Source organism: Flavobacterium faecale (assembly GCF_048320115.1).
Classification (GTDB): Bacteria; Bacteroidota; Bacteroidia; order Flavobacteriales; family Flavobacteriaceae; genus Flavobacterium; species Flavobacterium faecale_A.
In genome coordinates, this window is sequence record NZ_CP182943.1 from 3,176,134 (window position 1) to 3,201,284 (window position 25,151).

At 32.7% G+C, this 25,151-nt stretch carries 19 protein-coding genes and 2 pseudogenes; 17 read left to right on the top strand and 4 right to left on the bottom strand.

Annotated elements, in window-relative coordinates; genetic code table 11:
* Positions 1-123 precede the first annotated feature (123 nt).
* From ACNH59_RS13130 to ACNH59_RS13140, 3 genes are read left to right on the top strand one after another with little or no spacing between them, the layout of a single operon-like run.
* Positions 124-942 carry an MlaE family ABC transporter permease gene (locus ACNH59_RS13130; protein WP_418262981.1) on the top strand — a complete coding sequence of 273 codons (819 nt, stop codon included), beginning with the start codon at positions 124-126 and terminating at the stop codon, positions 940-942.
* Complete coding sequence (locus ACNH59_RS13135; RefSeq protein ID WP_418262982.1) at positions 942-1,685, top strand: ABC transporter ATP-binding protein; 744 nt, start codon at positions 942-944, stop codon at positions 1,683-1,685. Before ACNH59_RS13130 ends, ACNH59_RS13135 begins: the two co-directional genes overlap by 1 nt.
* A 6-nt stretch (positions 1,686-1,691) precedes the next feature.
* On the top strand, positions 1,692-2,414 hold the full coding sequence (locus ACNH59_RS13140; RefSeq protein ID WP_418262983.1) for an MlaD family protein: 723 nt from the start codon (positions 1,692-1,694) through the stop codon (positions 2,412-2,414).
* A gap of 112 nt (positions 2,415-2,526) precedes the next feature.
* Here the strand turns inward: ACNH59_RS13140 and msrB are convergent, their stop codons facing one another.
* Entirely contained in the window at positions 2,527-2,919 is a 393-nt protein-coding gene (gene msrB / locus ACNH59_RS13145; protein WP_418262984.1) for a peptide-methionine (R)-S-oxide reductase MsrB, read from the bottom strand.
* Positions 2,920-2,933: 14 nt separating this feature from the next.
* The gene (locus ACNH59_RS13150; protein WP_418262985.1) at positions 2,934-4,004 is read right to left on the bottom strand and encodes a sensor histidine kinase; all 1,071 of its coding nucleotides are present in this window, start codon (positions 4,002-4,004) and stop codon (positions 2,934-2,936) included.
* A 518-nt stretch (positions 4,005-4,522) separates the two neighbouring features.
* On the opposite strand from ACNH59_RS13150, the gene ACNH59_RS13155 reads away from it, so the two are divergent.
* From ACNH59_RS13155 to ACNH59_RS13220, 14 genes and pseudogenes are all read left to right on the top strand, one after another.
* Positions 4,523-5,938 (top strand): glycogen synthase, encoded by a 1,416-nt coding sequence (locus tag ACNH59_RS13155; protein ID WP_418262986.1) that lies wholly within the window; start codon positions 4,523-4,525, stop codon positions 5,936-5,938.
* Between the two features lie 4 nt (positions 5,939-5,942).
* A complete protein-coding gene (locus ACNH59_RS13160; RefSeq protein ID WP_418262987.1) occupies positions 5,943-7,223 on the top strand; it encodes a glucose-1-phosphate adenylyltransferase in 1,281 nt (426 codons plus the stop codon).
* Positions 7,224-7,284: 61 nt separating this feature from the next.
* Entirely contained in the window at positions 7,285-9,219 is a 1,935-nt protein-coding gene (locus tag ACNH59_RS13165) for an alpha-1,4-glucan--maltose-1-phosphate maltosyltransferase (RefSeq protein ID WP_418262988.1), read from the top strand.
* 61 nt (positions 9,220-9,280) lie between these two features.
* Positions 9,281-11,188, top strand: a complete 1,908-nt coding sequence (gene glgB, locus ACNH59_RS13170) for a 1,4-alpha-glucan branching protein GlgB (protein WP_418262989.1) — start codon at positions 9,281-9,283, stop codon at positions 11,186-11,188.
* 185 nt (positions 11,189-11,373) lie between these two features.
* Entirely contained in the window at positions 11,374-13,773 is a 2,400-nt protein-coding gene (locus tag ACNH59_RS13175; RefSeq protein WP_418262990.1) for a glycoside hydrolase family 31 protein, read from the top strand.
* Between the two features lie 35 nt (positions 13,774-13,808).
* Positions 13,809-14,624: a M48 family metallopeptidase gene (locus ACNH59_RS13180; RefSeq protein ID WP_418262991.1), complete on the top strand. Its 816-nt coding sequence runs from the start codon at positions 13,809-13,811 to the stop codon at positions 14,622-14,624.
* Positions 14,625-14,726: 102 nt separating this feature from the next.
* Positions 14,727-15,497: pseudogene (locus ACNH59_RS13185) on the top strand (MFS transporter); the annotation flags it as partial.
* A 45-nt stretch (positions 15,498-15,542) separates the two neighbouring features.
* Positions 15,543-16,070, top strand: coding sequence for a helix-turn-helix domain-containing protein (locus tag ACNH59_RS13190; RefSeq protein WP_418262092.1), 528 nt, complete (start codon positions 15,543-15,545; stop codon positions 16,068-16,070).
* Entirely contained in the window at positions 16,070-16,903 is an 834-nt protein-coding gene (locus ACNH59_RS13195) for an IS3 family transposase (protein ID WP_418262091.1), read from the top strand. Before ACNH59_RS13190 ends, ACNH59_RS13195 begins: the two co-directional genes overlap by 1 nt.
* Positions 16,904-16,935: 32 nt before the next feature.
* Positions 16,936-17,496, top strand: a pseudogene (locus tag ACNH59_RS13200) (MFS transporter); the annotation flags it as partial.
* Positions 17,497-17,670: 174 nt separating this feature from the next.
* Positions 17,671-20,121 (top strand): endopeptidase La, encoded by a 2,451-nt coding sequence (gene lon / locus ACNH59_RS13205; RefSeq protein WP_418262992.1) that lies wholly within the window; start codon positions 17,671-17,673, stop codon positions 20,119-20,121.
* Positions 20,122-20,401: 280 nt separating this feature from the next.
* Positions 20,402-21,421, top strand: a complete 1,020-nt coding sequence (gene porQ / locus ACNH59_RS13210; protein WP_418262993.1) for a type IX secretion system protein PorQ — start codon at positions 20,402-20,404, stop codon at positions 21,419-21,421.
* Between the two features lie 6 nt (positions 21,422-21,427).
* Entirely contained in the window at positions 21,428-22,117 is a 690-nt protein-coding gene (gene cmk / locus ACNH59_RS13215; protein WP_418262994.1) for a (d)CMP kinase, read from the top strand.
* 361 nt (positions 22,118-22,478) lie between these two features.
* The gene (locus ACNH59_RS13220; protein WP_418262995.1) at positions 22,479-22,718 is read left to right on the top strand and encodes a winged helix-turn-helix transcriptional regulator; all 240 of its coding nucleotides are present in this window, start codon (positions 22,479-22,481) and stop codon (positions 22,716-22,718) included.
* A gap of 154 nt (positions 22,719-22,872) precedes the next feature.
* Here the strand turns inward: ACNH59_RS13220 and ACNH59_RS13225 are convergent, their stop codons facing one another.
* Positions 22,873-23,310, bottom strand: coding sequence for an Hsp20/alpha crystallin family protein (locus ACNH59_RS13225; RefSeq protein WP_320888770.1), 438 nt, complete (start codon positions 23,308-23,310; stop codon positions 22,873-22,875).
* 291 nt (positions 23,311-23,601) lie between these two features.
* Entirely contained in the window at positions 23,602-25,128 is a 1,527-nt protein-coding gene (locus tag ACNH59_RS13230; protein ID WP_418262996.1) for a Dabb family protein, read from the bottom strand.
* Positions 25,129-25,151: the final 23 nt, after the last annotated feature.

The window sequence follows — 25,151 nt, forward strand, 5'->3', positions numbered from 1 at the left end:
TATTAATCCATTATCTTTTATTTTTTCATAAAGAATACTGATATTATGTAATTAAATTATAAAATTATGTAATCTATATTATTGTATTTGCAGTAATTTTATTGAACAACTAACAATAATATTATGCAATCAAAACTACCTCTTTCGCATAAAAATTCGACAAATAATAAATTGGTCTTCAGTAAAATAAAAGAGATCTTTATTTTGTTCTTCATAAGACTGGCTAATGTTGTGAATTATTTAAAGAATATCTTTCGAAATCTTATTTCTAACAAATTAGAATTTCAAGAATTTTTAAAGCAATGCTACCAAATTGGTAATAAATCCGTTGGGTTAATTTCAGTAACTGGGATAATAATTGGTTTGGTTTTAACAATTCAATCAAGACCGCCACTAGTAGATTTTGGAGCAGTAGCAATGTTACCTGGAATGGTTGCTGTTTCAATAATTAGAGAAATGGGCCCTGTAATCACAGCTTTAATCTGTGCTGGAAAAATTGGCTCTAGTATGGGGGCAGAATTAAGCTCTATGAGAGTAACAGAACAAATAGACGCTATGGAAGTGTCTAACACAAATCCTATAAATTTTTTAATTATCCCAAGGGTTCTAGCGGTAACACTGATGATTCCGATCCTGACTTTATATGCAGATGCAATAGGGATTTTCGGGAGTTGGTTGGGAGTTAATATTAAAGATGATGTTAGTTTAAGACTGTTTATTTCACAAGCATTTAAAAGCGTCGAATTTATTGACATTATACCTGCTTTAATAAAGTCATTCTTTTTTGGTGCAGTAATTGGTTTGGTGGGCTGTTATAAAGGATTTAATGCAGGTCGAGGAACTGAAAGTGTTGGAATAGCTGCAAATTCTGCAGTAGTCACCGCATCATTATTATTAATTATTGTAGACTTAATTGCTGTACAAATAACTGATTTATTATAATGGAAAAGAATTATAAAAATGTAGTCATAAAGATTAAGGATTTAAAGAAAAGTTTTGGAGACCAAAAAGTTCTTGATGGAGTAACACTACAACTTCATGAAAAAGAAAACTTAGTGGTTTTGGGTAAATCGGGTTCTGGTAAATCGGTTTTGATTAAGTGTATCGTTAGTCTTTTAAAGCATGATGAAGGAAGTATTCAGGTTGGTAAACATGAATTGACTAATATTAATGAAGACGATTTAATAAAAGTACGAAGAAAAATAGGCTTTCTTTTTCAGGGTGCTGCTCTTTATGATTCTATGACCGTTCGAGAAAACTTAACCTTTGCACTTTCAAGGTTGAAAGAAAAATTTTCAAAAGCAGAAATAAATAGTAAAATAATAGAAGCTCTGGAGAATGTCAGTCTTCCTGATTCTATCGATAAAATGCCCTCAGAATTATCAGGTGGAATGAAAAAAAGAATTGGTTTGGCTAGGACATTAGTAGTTCATCCCAAAATAATTCTCTACGATGAACCCACAACAGGTCTAGATCCAATTACTTCAGATGAAATAAGTAATTTGATTAATGATACGAAAGCCAAATTTAACAATGCATCTATAATAATCACTCACGACATTAATTGTGTAAAAAAAGTCGCTGATAGGATTGTAATGATAAAGGACGGTAAAGTATATAAAGAAGGCAGTGTAAAAGAATTTATAGAAGATAGTGACCCATTTATTCAATCATTTTTTAATTAATTTATCATGGAGACAAGTAAAAACGCATATAAAATTAAACTAGGATTTTTTGTATCTGTAGGAATATTGATATTTTTTATAATCATATTTTTTATCGGCGCCAACCAAAACTTATTTAGTTCTAAATTTAAAATTAATACAAATTTTAAAAATGTAAGTGGCTTACAAGTAGGTGGTCAAGTTCGTTTCTCTGGAATTTCTGTTGGAACGATTGAAAATATAGCCATCATAAATGATTCAACGGTCAATGTTATTGCTATAATTGATAATAATGTAAAGAGATTCATTAAAAAAGACAGTAAAGCCTCCATTACCTCTGAGGGAGTAATTGGGGATAAAATTTTAACTATTTCACAAGGGAGTACAAAATCACCAGAAGTTAAAGACGGTGCTAGTATTAAGTCATTTGAACCGATAGAATTTGATGTAATTCTATCGTCTATTAAAGTTTCTACCGAAAATGCTGAAATTATTACAAATGAGCTCGCTTATTTATTAAGTAGTATTAACAATGGAGAGGGAGCTATTGGGAAGTTGATGAATGATAAAGGTATGGCTGAAGATTTAGATCGAACAATGACCAACTTAAGAAAAAGCTCTAAGGGATTAGAAGAAAATATGGAAGCAGCAAAACACAACTTTCTATTGAGAGGCTACTTTAAAAAGAAAGAAAGGGAAAAAGAAAAGCTAGAAAAGGAAGCTAAGGAGCAGGCTGAAAAAAGTAAATAAATTGATGAATTTACTCGGATTTTCGTCCCATAAAACTGCCCCCAGATAAAGTATGCCTTTTTGGGGGCAGTTTATTTTGGATAAACAAACTCTTTTTTATGCAAAAAAACTTTTATTCTTCTTTAAAATCAATAGATAGCGAATTCACGCAAAAACGTTCTCCAGTAGGAGTAGGACCATCGTTGAATACATGACCTAAATGCCCACCGCAATTGGCACATACGATTTCAGTACGAATCATTCCATGACTTTTATCCAATACATTTTTTACTTTTCCAGGAATAGCTTGATCAAATGAAGGCCAACCACAATGGGCATCAAATTTTGAACTGCTTTCAAATAAAGGTTCGTTACAAGCGCCACAACAATAAGTACCTTTGTCGTAATGTAAATTATACTCACCTGTATGCGGATATTCAGTGCCTTTTTGACGTAGAATGCGATATCTTTCTTCGCCTAGAATTTCTAGCCATTCCGCTTCTGTTTTTTCAATAGGATATTCCATGATTATTAATTTTATCAATTAAAAGTTACTTTTGGAAGTTTAAAATAAAAAGTTGAACCTTCATTGGGTGCGCTTTTCATACCAATAATTCCATTATGTAAATCTACAATTTGCTTTGCAATTGCTAAACCTAAACCGGTACTACTTTCTCCCTCTGTAGGTTGTGTACTGGTTTTTTGGAAATAATAAAATAATTTTTGTTGTTCTTGATCTGGAATTCCCTTCCCTTGATCAATAACTTCTGTTAGTATAAAATCATTTTGCATGATTATACGAACCTTAATTAGACTACCGTTGTATGAGTATTTAATAGCATTTGAAAGTAAATTGCCTGTTACCTCACTTAAATAATGATTGTCAAACATATAAGGGAAAGCCTCAATTTCAGTATCAAGAACGATTTCTATGTTTTTTTTGCTAGCCACAATTTGATTAAATTTAACTTGTTTTCGAATAAAGTCTATGTAATCGTGGTTTTCAATTTTTAAATCTATTTTTCCAGATTCTATCACGGATACATTTAATAAATTCTTTAAAACTCCTAGAGTGTTAGAACTTAGCTCTTTTATAATGTGAAGTCCTTCATTGATTTCTTCATTTATATCATCGGCATTACTTTGAATGAGTAAATCAGTAAAAGAATATATTGCTCCAATGGGATTTGCTAAATCGTGTGCTGCAATTCCAATGAATTTGTTTTTTTCAGTATTTAACTCCTCTAGTTTTTTATTGGCTACACGAATACGCCTGTCTTTCTCCTTGAATTTAAAGAATAAAAGTCCAATAGTTGTATAAATTGTCAATCGTACTAATGAATTCCAAATTGGAAAAAAAATATGCGATAATTTAATGTTTGAATATTCACAATACGACCAAGAAATTGCAGCTAGTAGGGCGCAAATAATAATTTCTAGTGATTTAACTTTAGGATGTAGCGCTAATAAAACAATTGGCAAGATATAAAATAAAGAGAATGCCATTTCTACTCCCGTAATTAAGTCAATGTAACCAATGGTTAAAATGGAACTTGTCGCTAGAATGATATTTATAAATCGGTATTCTTGTATGAACTGTGGTATTTTCATTGGTGTGTATTGTGGCATTTAAAAAAAAAATAACAAACTGTAATTAGTAATTGCAAAAAGTATTATTTGGTATTTTAAGGTAAAAGTACATGTTACTAAATGGTCTTCCAAGAGAATTATGAAAACCTTAAAAGTATTTATGGTCTTTAGTTTTCATTAGCAATATCATTTTTCTTGCCTACATTAATTTCATTGTTCTTGTTACAAAAAGGTTTTCTTGAATAATTTTCAATAAAAATGAAAGTTTCAGAAGAATATGTAAAATAAAATTATGTTCTAAATCATCATAGATTGCCGTAAAATATGGGATTTTATAATATAAACCGATGTGATTCGCACAATTTTTAAATGAATATGTAGGTTTTTTGATAATTTATTAAAACTTTTATTTAATTTTTGTTTCCTTAATTTTTTACTAAATTTAAAAAAAGATAATAGGGGTAAAATCTAAATCATTTCAGGTTTTGATATTTGAATAGCTGGTGATTTACCGTTTAAAATTGTGTAAAGTTATTGTAATGAAAATAATTCATATAAGTGCTGAATGTTATCCTGTAGCCAAAGTTGGAGGCTTGGCCGATGTGGTTGGTACCTTATCTAGGTACCAAAGTAGGGAAGGACATTTAGTTCAAGTAGTTATTCCTTGTTATGAAACCAATTTTATTAAAGAAAACGAATTTGAAACCGTTTTCTGGTCACAAGTTGAATTAGGCAATTTTAATTTTCCGTTTTCAGTTCTTAAAGGAGTTAAAAACGATTTAGATTTTGAACTGTATCTAATTGCTATACCAGAATTATTTGATAGAGCTGAGATTTATGGCTATAAAGATGATATTGAACGTTTTTTATCTTTCCAAAAAGCCTTCTTGGATTGGTTAATTACCGTGAATGATAAGCCAACAATTATCAATTGTCACGATCATCACACGGCGCTCTTACCATTTATGATAAATTATGCCAGTAAGTATGTTGCTCTAAAAGAAGTGCCAACTTTACTAACGGTTCATAATGCTATTTATCAAGGACAATTTGGATTCGATAAGTTACATTATTTCCCAAACTATGATTTGTCTAAAACTGATATACTTCAGTGGAATGGATGTATAAATTCTATGGCTGTAGGTTTAAGATGTGCAAGAGCGATTACCACGGTTTCACCTAATTATTTGAATGAAATTAATTATTCGGGAAATGGGATGGAAATGTTATTTAACCAAGTTAGATATAAGTCCAAAGGTATTTTAAATGGTATAGATATCGAAATATGGAATCCAGAAACGGATTCTAAAATAGCTTACAATTATACCGCCGAAAATTGTGAAGTAGGTAAGTCCAAAAACAAGCAAAAATTATGTAAAACGTTTGATTTGGATCCTGAAAAACCATTGATTTGTTTCATAGGCAGATTGTTTCCTGAAAAAGGAGCTGATTTATTGTGTGAATTTTCAAAAAAATCCTTGTCAGAAAAAGATAGAGAACTTAATATTCTTATATTAGGCTCAGGAAATAGAGATATCGAAGAGCAGTTGACAGATTTGGTTTCTGAATACAATGGGAATTATAATGTTTACATTGGTTTTAGTGAAGAGTTGGCTCATTTGATTTATGCGGGTTCTGATTTTTTATTGATGCCGTCAAGGACAGAATCCTGTGGTCTGAATCAAATGTATGCCTACAGATACGGAACTATTCCAATAGTCAGGAGTACAGGAGGATTAAAAGATACCGTTGTAGATCTAGATGAAGGAGGATGCGGGATTTGTTTCAATCAAGCTTCGGTAGAAGATATGATAAAAGCTAAAAATAGAGCACTAGAGTTCTATAAAGAAGAAGAAAAAGTAATTACAACAAGAAAATCAGGAATGAGGCTCAATCATTCTTGGAAAAAAGCATATCAAGAATATTTAGAAATGTATAATTTAATAATAAAATAAAAAGATGAAAGCGAAGAGAAAGAATGTGATTGCAATTATTCTAGGCGGTGGACAGGGTTCAAGATTGTATCCATTAACTGAAAGCAGATCAAAACCTGCTGTTCCGATTGGTGGAAAATATCGTTTGGTAGATATCCCTATTTCAAACTGTATGAATTCTGATATATATAGGATGTTTGTTTTGACGCAATTTAACTCTGCTTCTTTAAATGCACATATTAAAAACACTTATGTCTTTAGTGCTTTTAGTCAAGCTTTTGTCGATATTCTAGCTGCTGAGCAAACCCCTGATAATCCAACTTGGTTTCAAGGTACTGCCGACGCTGTAAGACAATGTATGCCTCACTTTTTAAATCATGATTTTGATTATGCATTAATTCTTTCTGGGGATCAATTGTATCAAATGGATTTGAATGAGATGATTGAAGAACATATCAAAAAAGAAGCTGATATTTCGATTGCGACCTTACCAGTAAATGACAAGGACGCACCTGAATTTGGTATTTTGAAAACCAACAGCGACAGTTTTATTGAATCCTTTATTGAAAAGCCAGCAAAAGAATTACTGCCAGACTGGACTTCAGATGTTAGTGAACAAATGAAATCAGAAGGGAAAAATTATTTGGCTTCAATGGGTATTTACATCTTCAACAAAGAATTATTGGTTGATTTGATGAGTAATCAAGAAACTAAAGATTTTGGAAAAGAAATTATTCCACAGGCTGTTAAAGAGAATAAAGTATTGAGCTACCAGTACGAGGGTTATTGGACAGATATTGGAAATATCGACTCTTTCTTTGAGGCAAATATCGGCTTGACAGATGATGTTCCACAATTTAATTTATTTGATAATGATAATAAAATTTACACAAGACCTAGGATGTTACCGCCTTCCAAATTTCAAAATACAAACATTGATCGTTCGTTAATATCTGAAGGTTGTATTTTAAATGCTAAAGAAATTAATAAGTCAGTTATTGGAATTCGTTCAAGAATTGGTAAAGATACAGTGATACAAAATTGTTACGTTATGGGTAATGATGTGTATCAAAGTATTGAACAAATGGAGAGAGATGTAAAAAATAATAAAACATTAATTGGAATTGGAGAAAGGTGTTTCATTAAAAATGCATTAATTGACAAAAACTGCCGAATAGGAAATGATGTTTACATCAGTGGAGGGCAACATTTAGAAAATACTTCTAATGAATTGTACTCCATCAAAGAAGGCATCGTGGTGATTAAAAAAGGTGTTGTAATACCAGATCATTTTGTTATTAAATAGTGTTTTTCAACTCAAAACAATCAAGTAAATTATAAAATTAGAATAGAAATAAATTTATAAAATGCAGAATCAAACCCGAATAATAATCGAAAATGTATTACCTCAGTTAGACGGTGGCGCTTTCGCAATTAAGAGAATTGTAGGTCAAACAGTAAGAGTAACAGCAGCAGTTTTTGCAGACGGTCATGATGTTATTGAAGCTTGTGTGAAATACAAACACGAATCACAGAATCATTGGGAAGAAGTCCGAATGACTTCGACTGTAAATGACGAGTGGTTTGCTGATTTTAAAGTTGAAATGCAAGGGAATTATGATTACTATGTTGAAGGCTGGGTTGATTATGCTTTAAATTGGCAACATGGTACCGAGCGTAAAATTTTAGACAATCAATATGTTAAGTCTGAATTGCTAGAAGGAGCAGAATATGTAAAAGCAATTCAAGACGAGGCAACAGCTGCAGAGAGGGAATATTTAGGTCACTTAGAACATCTTTTTAAAACCGAATCAGAATATAATCATGCCATTCCAGAGGTGACTTCGCCTAAATTGACGGCCATTTTTAAAAAATACCCAACCCGATTTTTAGCCAATCAATCACATCAATTAAAAGTATATGTAGATAGAAAAAAAGCTCTGTTTAGTACTTGGTATGAATTCTTTCCAAGGTCAGCTTCTGAGGAGGAAGGAAAACATGGTACTTTTAAAGATTGCGAAAGGTTATTGCCTAGAGTGGCTCAAATGGGATTTGATACTTTGTATTTTCCACCTATTCACCCAATAGGAGAGGTAAACAGAAAAGGGAAAAATAACGCTACAAATGCGGAATATGGAGATGTGGGGTCACCATGGGGAATTGGTTCTGTTCACGGAGGTCATAAATCTACTCATCCTGAATTGGGAACTATTGAAGATTTCAAACAATTAGTTAAAAAAGCACAAGACTGGGGTATCGAAGTGGCAATGGATTATGCTTTACAAGCTGCTCCTGACCATCCTTATGTTAAAGACTTCCCACAATGGTTCAAATGGAGACCTGATGGAACAGTGCAATATGCTGAAAATCCGCCTAAAAAATACCAAGATATTCAACCTATTTATTTTGAAAGTGGAGACTGGAAAAATTTATGGAAGGAGCTTTTAGATGTCGCTTTATTCTGGATTGAAGAATGCAATATAAAAATCTTTAGAGTTGATAATCCGCATACTAAACCCTTTTACTTCTGGGGTTGGTTGATAGGAGAAATCAAAGCGAAACATCCAGATGTACTCTTTTTAGCGGAAGCATTTACGAGGCCAAAAATTATGAATGAATTGGCCAAACAAGGATTTAGTCAATCTTACACTTATTTTACTTGGAGAAATTCTAAGGCTGAGTTCACTGAATATGTAACAGAATTAACGCGATCTGAACAAAAGGAGTTTTACAGACCTAATTTCTGGCCCAATACGCCAGATATTAATCCATTTGCATTGCAAAGCGGTAATGAATCTACTCATTTACAAAAATATTTTTTAGCAGCCACTTTAAGTTCTAATATAGGTATTTATGGACCCGTATTTGAATATATGGTTTGCGCTCCTTTGGCACCTGGAAAAGAAGAATATTTGAATTCTGAAAAGTATGAAGTTTACAAATGGGATTGGAATGTTCAAAATAAATTAATCAGTTTAATCACCAAGATAAACGGCATTCGTAAAGAACAATTTTCTTTACAACAGACTAATAATATTATTTTCTGTGATACCGATAATGAGCAGGTTATGGCTTATTATAAGTATGATGATGATAAATATAATAAGACATTGATGGTGGTTAGCTTAGATGCTCATCATACGCAACAAGCTATGGTTAGAATTCCTATTGAAGAATTAGGAATTAACCCTGTACATATTGTTGATTTAATCACTGGAAACAGCTATTTGTGGGATAAAGAATGGAACTTTGTTGAGTTAAGTCCTGATTTGCCTTTTCACTTGTTCAAAATTCAACAATAAGAATATAATTAGAAACAATTGTTTCTAAAAGAAGTATACACTAAGTAAAACACACCAAAAAATGAATAAAGTACAAACATATTCTCTTTTTACTGATTTTGACATCAATTTATTTAAAGCTGGAAAGCATTTCAGACTTTATGAAAAATTAGGAGCGCATCTTATTGAAGTGGATGGGGTAAAAGGAGTTTATTTCGCAGTTTGGGCACCCACGGCTCGTTCTGTTTCTGTTGTGGGGGATTTTAATTATTGGATTCAAGGGGAACACCAATTACAAGTGCGTTGGGATTCATCGGGTATCTGGGAAGGATTTATTCCAAACCTTGATAAAGGAGCCACATACAAATATAAAATTCAATCAAATAATGGCGGACTTATAACGGAAAAAGCAGATCCGTTTGCATTTTATTGTGAAAAACCGCCACACACCGCTTCTGTAGTTTGGGATCTTGATTACAAATGGAAAGATTCAAAATGGATGAAAACCAGAAAAGAACACAACAGTCTGGACAAACCATTTTCAGTTTACGAAGTACATTTGGGTTCTTGGAAGCGTCATGGTGAGGAGAACCGTTTTTTAACCTATCTAGAATTTGCTGAGGACTTAGTGAATTACGTAAAAGAAACAGGTTTTACACATGTGGAGTTTATGCCTGTAATGGAGTATCCTTACGACCCTTCATGGGGGTATCAGTTGGTGGGTTATTTTGCGCCAACTTCTCGTTTTGGAAATCCTCAGGAATTTATGGTCCTAGTAGATAAATTACACCAAGCTGGTATTGGAGTAATTTTGGACTGGGTACCTTCTCATTTTCCAGATGATGCACACGGTTTAGGATTCTTTGATGGGTCTAATTTATACGAACATCCTGATCGTAGAAAAGGCTACCATCCTGATTGGAAAAGTTTAGTTTTTAATTATGGGCGTAATGAAGTGCGTTCTTTTTTAATTAGTAATGCGATCTTCTGGATGCAACATTACCATATTGATGCTTTGCGTGTAGACGCAGTTGCTTCGATGCTGTACTTGGATTACTCTAGAAAAGATGGGGAATGGGAGCCAAATGAATTTGGTGGAAGAGAAAATTTAGATACTATTAGTTTCTTGAAAGAATTTAATGAAGCGGTCTATTCTAATTTTGAAGGAGTACAGACTATTGCTGAGGAAAGCACTTCTTTTCCAATGGTTTCAAGACCAACCTTTGTAGGTGGATTAGGTTTTGGAATGAAATGGATGATGGGTTGGATGCATGATACTTTAGAATATTTCAAAAAAGATACAGTTTATAGAAAATACCATCAAAATGATTTGACTTTCTCAATGACTTATGCTTTTTCTGAAAATTTCATGTTGCCACTTTCACATGATGAAGTGGTTTATGGTAAGCAATCTATCGCGGGAAGAATGCCTGGTGATGAATGGCAAAAATTTGCCAACTTGAGACTTTTGTACAGTTATATGTTTACCCATCCTGGTACAAAATTATTGTTTATGGGGGCTGAGTTTGGACAAAGTGCTGAGTGGAATTTTGAAGCTAGTTTGGATTGGCATTTATTACAATATCCAGTTCACGAAGGTATTAAAAAGGTTATTACAGATTTGAATAGTTTGTACAAATCACAACCAGCATTATACGAAAAGCAATTTAGCCCAGATGGTTTCGAATGGATAAACTATTCTGACCATCAAAACGCGGTAATGTCATATATTAGAAAAGGAAACGATCCTAAAGAGAACGTTGTAGTGGTATGTAATTTTACACAAGTTGTGCGTAAGAACTATAGAATTGGTTTGCCAAGAAAAGGAAAATTAGTTGAAATATTTAATAGTGATTCTGAAAGCTACAACGGAAGTGGTGTTTCTAATTTGAGCAAAATTAGTATTGAATCTTCACCTTATGATGGTAGAGATTATTCAGCTGAAATTACACTACCTCCTTTAAGTGTGGTCGTTTTTAAAATAACATAAATTTAACCTTATAATACAAAAATATCATGCTGCTATTAATGAAACTGATTTAATAGTAACATGGTATTTTTTTATGTCCTAATTTGGAATATGTATTTTGTTATAATAACCAATAATAAAATTCCTTCCAGCAAGAATTATTGTAAATTTGGACATTAAAAGTTTTTAAAAAAAACAGTGATAACATGATTACTAATACTTATTTAGAATATAAAGGAGATTTATATCCTTCTAAAATTGTTTCCCACGAACACGAAGTAGATTCTGTATATTTTTATACAGATAATAATGTTATTCTAAAAATAACAATATTGAGAGATAGTATGTTGCGATTTAGATATACTACAAAAGGATATTTTAGCAACGATTTTTCATATTCTATAGATAAGAACCACTTACATGGATATAATTTTCTGGAATTAATTGAAAAAGCTACCTATTTCCAGATCAAGACTAGTAAAGTTATTTGTAAAATCCAAAAAAACGATTTAAGAATTTCCATTTTTGACATAGAAGAAAAAGTCATTTTAGAAGATGAATTAGGTTTTCATTGGGAGGAAAGTTATGAGTTAGGTGGAAATATTGTCAAAATGAGCAAAACCTCAAAGGAAGGAGAATGTTTCTATGGTTTGGGAGACAAAGCCACTCATATGAATTTGAAAGGTAAAAAGTTAGAAAACTTTGCTACCGATCAATATGCATTTCAAAAAGACCAAGAGCCCCTTTATAAAGTAGTTCCTTTTTATATTGGGCTTCATCACAAGCAAGCCTATGGAATTTTCTTTGACAACACCTTTAGATCCTTTTTTGATTTTTCACATGAGCGAAGAAATGTAACCAGTTTTTGGGCAGAAGGAGGTGAAATGAATTATTACTTTATCTATGGACCAAAAATGAGGGATGTGGTTACTTCTTATACAGATTTAACAGGTAAACCAGAGTTACCTCCTCTATGGACTTTAGGTTTTCACCAATGCAAATGGAGTTATTATCCTGAGAGTAATGTCAAAGAAGTAACATCTAAATTTAGAGAGTTGGAAATTCCTTGTGACGCCATCTACCTTGATATTGATTATATGGATGGATTCAGATGTTTTACTTGGGACAAAAATCATTTCCCTGACCCTAAACGAATGGTTTCTGAGTTATCTGCTGATGGGTTTAAAACAGTGGTGATAATTGATCCAGGTATCAAAATAGATAAGGAGTATTCTGTTTATAAAGAAGCATTGGCTAATGATTACTTTTGCAAAAGAGCCGATGGACCTTATATGAAAGGAAAAGTATGGCCAGGAGAATGTAATTTTCCTGATTTTACAAATCCTACAGTGCGCGAATGGTGGGCTGGTTTATTTAAGGAATTAGTGGCTGATATAGGGGTAAAAGGAGTTTGGAATGACATGAATGAACCAGCAGTAATGGAGGTGCCAAACAAAACTTTCCCTATGGATGTAAGACACGATTATGATGGAAATCCATGTAGTCACCGAAAAGCCCATAATATTTATGGGACACAAATGGCAAGAGCTACTTATCATGGGATAAAAAAATATATCTACCCTAAAAGACCATTTGTGATTACGAGATCTGCTTATGCTGGAGCACAACGCTACACTTCCTCTTGGACGGGTGATAATGTTGCCACTTGGGAACATTTATGGATTGCTAATATCCAAGTGCAGCGTTTGAATCTTTCTGGGATGGGATTTACAGGCTCTGATATAGGTGGATTTGCTGAAAAACCTACTGGTGAATTGTACGCCCGTTGGATTCAGTTAGGGGTATTTCATCCTTTTTGTAGGGCTCATTCGTCTGGAGATCATGGAGATCAAGAACCTTGGGCTTTTGATGAAGAGGTGATTGATATTACAAGGAAATTCATCAATCTTCGTTACCAACTTTTACCTTATTTGTATACGATGTTCTGGCAATATATAGAAGAAGGATTGCCGATGTTGAAACCATTGGTGTATTTTGACCAAGAAGATATTCAAACACATTATCGAAATGACGAGTTTATTTTCGGGAATCAAATATTAGTTTGTCCAATTTTAGAACCTAATTCTTTAGGAAGAAGGATGTATATTCCCAAAGGTCAATGGTATAATTATTGGAACAATAAATTGGTTAAGGGCGGGAAAGAAATGTGGGTAGATTCGAAATTTGACGAAATACCAGTTTTTGTAAAAGCAGGTGCCATCATTCCAAAGTATCCCATACAGCAATTTGTAGGTGAATTAGATTTTGATGAATTAATTTTAGATTTGTATTACAAAGAAGGAATCGAAAAATCTGTGGTTTATGAAGACGCCCAAGATGGTTATGATTATAAAAAAGGGAGGTATAGTTATTTGTCTTTTCAAGTAACGGGTAAAGAGAAAGAATTAATTATACAATTGCATAAAGATGGAAAATACGAAACAGATTATTCTAAATATAAAATCAATTTAATAGGATTGCCATTCAAGGTAAAAAGTATACAAATTAACAATGAAGAAATAGACATAGATAAAAAAATAATAAATGAAAACAATTATTTAATAGTAGAAAAAGAATTTAGAGTCCTACATATTATAGGGGATTGATCCAAATTCTTATTTTTGTATAAAATTAAAAAATGATGAGAAAGAATATATTTATTGGTTTAGGTGTTGTAGGCTTAATGGTAGCTTGTGCAACCAATCCACTTACCGGAAAAAAGACATTAAATTTTGTTTCTAATAGCGAATTGTTTCCAACTGCTTTTCAGCAATATGGAGAATTCTTGAAGGAAAACAAAGTGATTACTGGAACCACTGATGCGAAACGTGTTGAAAGTGTTGGTACTAAAATCAAAGGGGCTGCAGAAAGATATTTAGCTTCTTTGGGACAAACGGAATACTTAAAAGATTACCGTTGGGAGTACAAACTAGTAGAGAGCAAAGATGTAAATGCATGGTGTATGCCCGGGGGAAAAATTGTAGTGTACTCTGGAATTATGCCAATTGCCAAGAATGATGCAGGACTTGCAACGGTTATGGGACATGAAGTTTCTCATGCATTAGCGAACCATGGTGCACAACGTATGAGTGCTGCACAAGTACAATCATTAGGTGCTGTAGGTGTAGCTGTTGCAACAGGAAATCAAAGTGCCGAAAAACAACAAATGTGGCAACAATATTACGGAATAGGAACTCAAGTGGGAGGGATGCTACCTTTTAGCCGCAGTCACGAAACAGAAGCAGACAAAATAGGATTAATATTAATGGCTATTGCAGGGTATAATCCAGAAGAATCTATTCAGTTCTGGACTAGAATGTCGTCTAATTCTGGAGGACAAGCTCCACCAGAGATGTTAAGTACACACCCCTCTGATGCGACTAGGATTGCTAATTTAAAAGCAATGGTTCCAGAAGCAAAAGCAGTTGCAGCTAAATTTGGAGTTGTATTTAAATAAAAAAATACATTTAGTATCAAAGAGAAGTTTATTCCTGTGAATGAACTTCTCTTTTTTTGACAAAAATAGATTCAATTCATTCATTCTTTTTATTAATCAATTATGAGCACTTTGCAAAAGGGAGACAAAAAATTATTAAATGCTTGGGCATTTTACGATTGGGCAAATTCGGCCTATCCATTGGTAATTAGCTCAGCTATTTTTCCGATTTTTTATAATGCTCTTTTTGATGCTAAAAATCCGTACTTAACCGTTTTTGGCTACCATTTTAAAAACTCGGCTTTAATTAGCTTTGTGACTGCTTTTGGATTTTTAGTTGTAGCATTTATATCTCCACTTTTATCTGGAATAGCTGACTTTGTAGGGAACAAGAAGATCTTTATGCAATTTTTTTGCTATTTAGGAGCCCTTTCATGTATAGGATTAAATTGGTTTAGTTTAGAAAATATTTATTTTGGGTTACTGTTTTATTTTTTAGGACTTATTGGTTTTTGGGGTAGTTTGGTTTTTTATAATTCCTACTTGCCTGATATTGCTTATTCGGAACAGCAAGATGCTATCAGTGCAAAAGGATATTCTTTAGGTTATTTTGGAAGTGTTTTGTTGTTAATTGTTAATTTGGGAATGGTGATGCAACCTCATTTTTTTGGTATCACTGGCACGAAAGGGACAGCAGCCATGAAGGCCATGCGTTACTCTTTTGTAACTGTTGGAATTTGGTGGATATTTTTCAGTCAATACACTTACTATTTTTTACCCAAAGGAAATCGAACTTTGGAACAGAAAATAACAAAATCGATACTCTTTAACGGTTTTAAAGAATTGAAGAAAGTATGGGAGTTACTGAAACAAGACACTATTTTAAAAGGTTATTTTACACTGCCCCCAAAAAGTTAGACACTATTTGGGGGTATTTTTATGGAAAGAAAAGTCAAGTATGATTATGCATTTAAACTTGAATGTGTAGAATTAGTTATCAACGAGCATTATTCTTGTGAATCTGTAGGTAATAAAAAAGGGGTTAGTAAGTCAAATGTTGAAAAATGGGTGAGATTCTATAATCACTATGGTGAAAATGGTTTAGTACCGAGAAAGAACCGTAGTTATAGTTCTGATTTTAAATTTAAGATATTGCAGTACATTCAGAAAGAATCTTTATCGCTTCGAGATTGTTGTGTAAAATTTGACATACCTGATGCAGCAATTATAGTAAAATGGAAAAGAGATTTTATTAACTTTGGTTTTGAAGGATTAAAACAAAAACCAAGAGGTAGACCCAAGAAGATGAGTGATTTTAAACGTAAAAAACGTAAGTCTGATAAACCATTAACTAAAGAAGAAAAGCTATTACAAGAAATAGAGTTTCTTCGTTGTGAGAATGATTTACTAAAAAAGTTCCAGGCCTTAATTCAAGCCGAAGAGCAAGCCAAAAAGCGCAAGCCATAATGGAATTAAGGCATAAGTACGATTTAAATTTACTTTTGAATCAAACAAATATGGCACGGAGTAGTTTTTATTATTATGAAAAACGAAGTAAATCGATTGATAAATATCTTGAAATCAAAGAGTTTATAAAACGTATTTACCACAAACATAAAGGCCGTTACGGCTATAGAAGAATTACAGACGAACTCAACAATCAAGGAGTAATAATTAATCATAAAACAATTTTAAGACTAATGAAATCTTTAGGATTAAAAAGTGTTATTAGAGTTAAAAAATACAAATCATACAAAGGAGAACAAGGAAAAATAGCTCCTAATTTGTTAAACAGAAATTTTAAAGCAGCAGCACCTAACCAAAAATGGGCAACCGATATTACCGAATTTAATGTCTCAGGCAAAAAATTATATTTATCACCAATTATTGATTTATTTAATCAAGAGATAATTAGCTACGAATTGAAGGAACGACCTGTGTTTGCACAAGTAAAAGTGATGTTAGAAAAAGCTTTTAAAACAATACCAAACAACACGAGCTTAACCTTACATTCTGATCAAGGATGGCATTATCAAATGCGACAATATCAACAATTATTAAAAGAAAAAGGAATTAAACAAAGTATGTCAAGAAAAGGAAATTGCTTAGACAATGCTATCATTGAAAACTTCTTTGGAATTCTAAAATCTGAATTATTTTATCTTAAAAAATTTAATTCGATAAATCAGTTAAAACAAGAAATCAAAGAGTATATATTGTATTATAATAATGAAAGGATTAAATCAAATTTAAACAAAATGAGCCCGATAAAATACCGAGCTCATTATTATCAAAATTAATTATAAATTTGTCCAAACTTTTGGGTGCAGTCCATTTGAGTAGTTTTTTTGTTTATAGTATGGCAGTACAAACCGTCATGCTGATTGCTACTTATTTTGGATCTCAAGAAATCGCTTGGACATCTCAAAGTGAAAGTACTACGGGGTTAATTATCTGTATATTGGTGATTCAGTTAGTAGCCATAGCCGGGGCTTTTTTAACATCTAAAGCTTCGTCTAAATTTGGTAATATCCCAACACTAATCGCTATAAATTCCTTTTGGGTTTTGCTTTGCATTACAGCTTATTTTATAACACAACCAGTCGAGTTTTATATTATGGCAGGATTAGTTGGTTTGGTCATGGGCGGTATTCAGTCTCTGTCACGCTCTACCTATTCCAAATTACTACCTGAAACTAAGGACACGGCATCTTTTTTTAGTTTCTATGATGTGGCAGAAAAAATTGGAATTGTAATTGGAATGCTTGTGTATGGATTAATCGATCAGATTACTGGCAGTCCTCGATTTGCGATTGTCTTTTTGGCGGTATTTTTCATAATTGGTGTTTTATTATTGAAAAGAATCCCTAAAAAATCAGAAATAATAGTTTAACTTTAATTATAGTCTACAATAACACTTGTATTGTGGCATAATGATTGTTTTTATTGCAAGAAGTTACTACTATATATGGAGCTAGTAATTGATTATCAATAAAATATAACACTATAACTTTAACTTTGTAATTGAATATCTTTATATTTAATGACAAAATGACTCAAAATAATTATGTCAAATCATAAAATAAGTACAATTGACAATTTGTCACTTCAAGAGCTTGATTCACAAGCCGAATTAATTCCGCTATTGACTCCGGAGGATGAAGAGGAAATGATGAATGAGGTATTACCTGAAACAATTCCCATTTTACCTTTGCGTAATATGGTACTTTTTCCAGGTGTCGTAATTCCAATTACTGCAGGTCGTGATAAATCGATAAAACTAATTGATGATGCTAACGCAGCGGGCAAAATCATAGGTGTAGTGGCTCAAATTGATGAAGATGTAGAGGAACCTAATAAAAATGATATCCATAAAATAGGTACTGTAGCGCGTATTTTACGTGTTTTAAAAATGCCTGATGGTAATACTACTGTAATATTACAAGGTAAAAAACGATTTGAAATAGCCGAGATTATAGAGGAAGAACCTTATATGATGGCTACGATTACAGATATAGTTGAGAAAAAACCAAAAGGGAAAAATACGGAGTTTTTGGCTATTCTAGATTCGGTAAAAGATGTGGCGATTCAAATCATAAAAGAAAGTCCTAATATTCCAAGTGAAGCTACATTTGCAATCAAAAATATTGAAAGTCAGTCATTTTTAGTCAATTTTGTAACTTCAAATTTGAATTTATCAGTTAAAGAAAAACAAGATTTACTTGCTATAAATAATCTAAAAGACAGGGCTTTAGAAACTTTGAAGTACATGAATATTGAGTTGCAAAAATTAGAACTCAAAAACGATATACAATCCAAAGTTCGTTTTGATTTAGACCAGCAACAAAGAGAATATTTCCTGCATCAACAAATGAAAACCATTCAAGAAGAATTGGGTGGCGCTTCGCAAGAAGAGGAGATGGACGAAATGTTGGTAAAATCTAAAACCAAAAAATGGGACGAAAAATGTCAAAAGCATTTTGAGAAGGAATTGTCCAAAATGAGACGTATGAATCCTCAAGCGCCAGATTTTGGAATTCAAAGAAACTATTTGGAATTATTATTGGATTTGCCTTGGAACGAATATTCTAAAGACAATTTTGATTTAAAACGTGCCCAAAAGATTTTAGATAGAGATCATTTTGGTTTAGAAGATGTTAAAAAACGTATGATTGAACATCTTGCAGTTTTAAAATTGCGTAACGATATGAAGTCGCCTATAATTTGTTTGACAGGACCTCCAGGAGTAGGAAAAACTTCGATTGGGCGTTCGGTAGCAGAAGCATTGGGAAGAGAGTATGTTCGAATTTCTCTTGGTGGTTTGCGTGATGAAGCTGAAATTCGAGGTCATCGAAAAACTTATATCGGAGCAATGCCAGGTCGTATTATCCAAAGTTTGAAAAAAGCAGGGACTTCTAATCCTGTTTTTGTTTTGGATGAAATTGACAAACTATCCAATAGTAATCATGGCGATCCTTCATCAGCATTATTAGAGGTACTAGATCCTGAACAAAATAATGCATTTTATGATAATTTTGTTGAACTTGGCTATGATTTGTCTAAGGTAATGTTTATTGCGACTTCCAATAATATGGCGGCAATCCAACCTGCTTTGAAAGATCGAATGGAGGTGATTAAAATGTCCGGTTATACAATTGAAGAAAAAGTTGAGATTGCCAAACGACATTTGTTTCCAAGACAACTAAAAGAACATGGACTAACATCAAAAGAGCTGACAATTGGTAAAAAACAATTAGAAAAGATTGTAGAAGGTTATACTCGGGAATCAGGTGTACGTGGATTAGAAGCTAAAATTGCACAAGTGATTCGTAATGCGGCTAAGTCAGTAGCAATGGAAGAGGAATATAACAAAAAAGTAACCGATGCAGACATTGTTCAAGTATTAGGGGTACCTCGATTAGAAAGAGATAAGTATGAAACCAATGATGTAGCTGGTGTAGTAACAGGTTTGGCTTGGACAAGTGTAGGTGGTGATATACTATTTATAGAATCACTAATTTCTCCAGGAAAAGGAGGAATGACGATTACAGGGAATCTGGGTACAGTAATGAAAGAATCTGCTACGATAGCATTAGAGTATATTAAAGCAAATACGGAATTGCTAGGGTTAAATCCAGAAATCCTGACCAAATATAATATTCACATTCACGTGCCAGAGGGAGCCACACCTAAGGATGGACCGAGTGCAGGAATAGCGATGTTGACCTCAATGGTGTCTTTGTTTACGCAAAAAAGAGTAAAGAAAAATATCGCAATGACTGGCGAAATTACCCTTAGAGGAAAGGTGCTTCCTGTTGGTGGCATCAAAGAGAAAATTTTAGCGGCTAAAAGAGCGAATATCAAGGAGATCATTCTTTGTCACGAAAACAAAAGTGATATTGATGAAATTAAGCCCGAATATATTGAAGGTTTAACTTTTCATTATGTAAAAGAAATGAGTGAAGTACTGGAAATAGCCATTACAAATCAAAAAGTAAAAAACGCTAAAAACCTATAAAACAAATTCTTTTTTATAGAATTAAAATAAACCAAAATTAAGGTTGAATAAACGCCTTAATTTTGGTTTTATTTTTAATATTTGATTTTCAGCAAAAAAAGCCACTAATTATTATATATTAATTTTATCTTCGCAAACGCGTTTTATACACAAAATGTATTCTAGTTTGACCTAAAGCATTTTGGTATAATGCTACTATTTTGACTAAATAATACATTGTAGACGTGTTGCTTATCAAATATATATTGGTATTAATCGAACCACTAGAGAAATTTAAAACATGTTAAAAAGGCATTTAGTTTATTTGTTTTTATTTTTTTGTTCTTTGTCTTATTCACAAATAGGAGGTAAGAGTGTTTATCAATTTTTGAGTTTGGTGACCTCTCCTAGACAAGCAGCACTGGGAGGAAAAACAGTAACTTTATATGATGAAGATGTTAATCAAGGAATATTTAACCCAGCATCTATAAATGCAGACATGCATAATCATTTAGCGATTAATTATGGAAATTATTACGGAGAAGTAACTTATGGTACAGCATCTTATGCTTATACTTATGATCGACATTTGCAAACTTTTCATGCAGGTGTAAATTATGTTAACTATGGTGATTTTGAAGGTTATGATGAAAACGGGCAACAAACTGCTTCCTTTACAGGAAGTGAAATAGCATTATCTGGAGGGTATTCGTACAACATCCCTAACACTAGTTTGTATATCGGAGCTAATGCTAAATTGATATCTTCTAATTTAGAGACCTATTCTTCTTTAGGAGGTGCAGTAGATTTAGGTGCAATTTACATCGATGAACAAAATGATATCAATTGGGGATTGGTAATTCGAAATATTGGAACGCAATTCACAACCTATTCTGGAATTAGAGAACAATTACCATTGGAAATTATTCTTGGAGTTTCTCAAGAATTAGAGCATGTACCTATTCGCTGGCATTTGAATTTAGAAAATATGCAACAATGGAATATTTCATTTTCAAATCCTAATAGAGCTGAATCCTCATTTGACGGTAGCTCCAAAGAAGAAAAGGTTTCATTTTTAGGAAATGCTTTTCGACATGTTATTTTAGGGGCTGAATTGTTTCCTCAAAAATCATTCAATTTACGATTGAGTTATAATTTTAGAAGAGCTCAAGAGTTAAAAATAGTAGAACAGCGCAATTTTTCTGGATTTTCTTTAGGATTGGGTTTGAAAATGAATAAATTAAAATTCAATTATTCGTATTCTAGATACACTTTGGCGGGAAATACTAGTTTGTTTGGCTTAACCATTAATTTTCAATAGAACATTTTGACTTCAAAAATCACGATAGCAATAGATGGATTTTCATCTACAGGAAAAAGTACTTTGGCAAAACAACTGGCTAAGGAATTAGGGTATGTATATGTAGACACTGGCGCTATGTATCGTGCTATTGCACTTTTTGCTATGCAAAACGGATATATCACTGAGGAGTTTTTTGACAAAGAATCACTAATTCATAGTTTGCCTTTTATTCGTTTGCAGTTTGAATACAAACCTGAATTAGGTTTTGCAATAATGATTATGAATGATATGGATGTTGAAAAAGAAATCCGTACCATTGAAGTTTCTGGCTTTGTGAGCAAAATTGCTACAGTAGACGAAGTTCGAGCAAAATTGGTTGAACAACAACAAGAAATGGGTAAAGGCAAAGGAATTGTAATGGACGGTAGGGATATTGGTACTGTTGTTTTTCCAGATGCTGAACTCAAAATTTACATGACCGCAACTGCAGAAACTCGCGCGCAAAGACGCTTTGACGAATTGACTCAAAAAGGAGATGCAGTAACTTATGAAGAAGTGTATGCTAATGTAGTCGAAAGAGATTATATTGATACCCATAGAGCCAATTCCCCTTTAGTAAAAGCTCCAGATGCTATCGAAATCGATAATTCAGATATGACAAGAGAAGAACAACTGGCCTTAGTTTTGGCCTTAGTGCAAAAAGCAAATAGCTAAAAGTTAACTCAAAAAAATAAAAGACCTTTTTAAATTCATTCGCAAAACTGTATTTTCAAAGGTTTTTTTATGCGCCAATTCCAGCACTCCGCTATAGCCCTCCATTCGCTGGCTTTTTTTACTAGCCACTAGAGGAGCTTCCTCTGGTCGCTCTCTATCGGCTGTAAAAAATAGCCATCAAATTCTCGGGGCTGCCGCTGCGGTCTGGGGCGAAAGTTGAGTACACAACAAAAATTAGATAATAAAAAATCGGAACAAAAATTCTTATGTCCCTATTTACAAAGTCAAATATGTTTAATAACAATAGATATTAGTATTTATAAATTTAGCCACAGATTAATCCTTTTAATCTTTTTAATCTGTGTTCCATTTATTAAATGATGCTTTGCGCTCTGGATTATTACAAAAAATGATTCCTAAAATTTCTAATAAAATGTTTACTCAAACAGTGAGCAAACTAGAAAAAGATGGTCTTATTACCAGAAAAATATACCCCGTTGTGCCACTAAAAGTAGAATATGAACTAACAGAACGAGGAAAATCACTCGAAGCTATTTTGAGAAGTTTGGATAAATGGGGATTAGAGGATATTTCTAATTAAGTTTTCTTCTTTAATTTAGATAAAAAAAGCCAGAGACCTATCTGCCGAGGCAGGTCTGTGGCTAATCAAAAGCTAAAACCATACAGACTTTACGTCTGCTTACCAAATCTATGAACTTTCAGCTGTGTGTTTCTTGTTGTTATAGAAACGCAAATTATTTAATTGCTATTTTTTTTATAGGTTTTGGTTTAGCTTCTTCTTTTTTTGGGATCGTAATTGATAAAATTCCGTTGTCGTACTTGGCTTGAATTTTATCTTCTTCAACTAGTTCTGGGAGTCTTATGGAACGAGTAAAAGATTGGTAGCTAAATTCTTGTTTGGTAATTCTTTCTTCCTCTTTTTCCTCATTTTTGACTTCCTTCTCTGAAGATATGGTTAATAGATCATCATTCAGTTCAATATTGAAATCTGATTTTTCAAATCCAGGGGCAGCAACTTCAACAAAAAAAGCATCACTATTTTCTTTGATGTTCAAAGAAGGTAAAGTTGTGTTTGTCATTGAAAAATTGTCTCTATTCCAACTGTCAAAATCATTATTAAAAAATCTGTCAAATAAACTAGGAAACTGATTTTGGTATCTAACAATTGTCATAATAATAAATTTTTAAGTTAAACATTAATTATCTTTCGTTTTAAGTATCGCAAAGAAAATACCAAACTCAAATAATTGACAATTAGTTAGTTGTATAGAAAAAATAGATGTTATTTTATTTAAAATTTTATTAAATTTTTAGAAAAAAATGACATTTTTTCAGTTTGTACTAATAAAGTACAGGAGGAATTATCGATGGGAATAAACAACACCCCTCATTTAAAAAAGATTTAAAGAGGGGTAGATTTTTACTTTGTGTCCCGTCCTGAAATAACTCCTTTAAACTTATTATTATTCCTTAGTCCAATAATCCATAATAAAAACATCCTCTAGTAACGGGCCTACTTTGCTTACCAATTGTAAATGGGCTTCGTGAAAAAGATATACTTCTCTTGCATGAGCATCTTTAAACGTAATAGTAAAACAATACTTAAAACCTTTGCTATGTCCTTCTGTACTGTCGTTTAATCCCCATTCTAAATTCTGGATTTCTGGAATTTTATTTTTTAAGTTTTCAAAAGTCGAAAGTGCCTCGCTAACTTCTTTTTCGTTTATATTTTCTTTGAATTTCAGGTTAACTATATGTCTTAAAACCTTTCCATTAGTGTTCGTGTTTTCAGGAGATACTTTATAGCTAACTAATTTTTTAGTATCAAATCTAACTGAGCCAGCGACAAAGAAAAGATTCTCGTCAATTTTTAAAGAGCTCAAACCATAATATATTGGATATCCCGTTTTTAAATAATGTAAAGGAGTAAGAATTCCAGCGGCGTCTAATTTACACAGTTGAATACTTTCGTCGTCTCTAGTTCCTACCGCAACAATAGCTTCTTTATCACTAATACTTAGGATTTCTATTCTTGTTTGCCCAGAAAGCATTGTCTTATCATCATCAATTAGAGTAGAGTGAGGGATAAGTGCTCCTTTGTTATTTATTTTGAAAACACTCACAGCATCACCATGGTATACAAAATCTTTCTTTTTAATAAAATTACCTCTTTTGTAATATTTATGATGCCTATGTCCCACCACTACATAGTGATTGCCTCCTAATGTAATACCTGTTACAGGATAGGTTCCAGTAAGATATCTATCGGTAGTGTTGTCATCTATATTGTTTATATTTTTGAAGGTTCCATTTTCGTATACTCTAAAACTACTAACGCCATTGTCTTGAAAACCGCCAGTATATAAAAACGTTTTACCTTTTATTTTATGGGTAAACATTCCTATAATACCATCGGTATGAATTTTATCGTCGTCTTTTTGCGACTGAATATGAGTCAATGATCCGTTACTATTTATCTTGAAAGAGCTTAATCCAGGATTGTCTTCTAATCCGCCAACAAAAAGATAGGACGATTGCTTCATATGTACCACTTGTAAAGTGATGACTACGCCTAAATGAGTTTGGTCAGTATCGTTAACTACAAAAACTCGGTTGAGAGAACCATCGTTTTGAATTTTAAATACTTCAACAGCATTAGCGCCTTTATTCCCTACAAATAGGTAGTCTGTACCATCAACCGAATCTGCAACAAGCCCCCTTGCAGGCCCTTTGTCATTAGTAAGTTTATGGTTGCTCACAGCAGTCAATGTTCCCGCTTTATCGATAGAAAAAACATCAATTGTTCCGCCGTCACCTCCTACATAAAGGTAATTTGTATTACCTTTTTTATAGTTTGTGACGGTTACTGTGTTGTTTGTAGTGTTTTTGAAATCCTGCCTTTGGAGTATTGGATTGTCAATCGTTTGAGCGATGCAAATGGTTGATAGCAATAAAAAACCTAATAGGATATTTTTTTTAATCTTGTTCATCATTATTGTTTTTATGAGTAGCC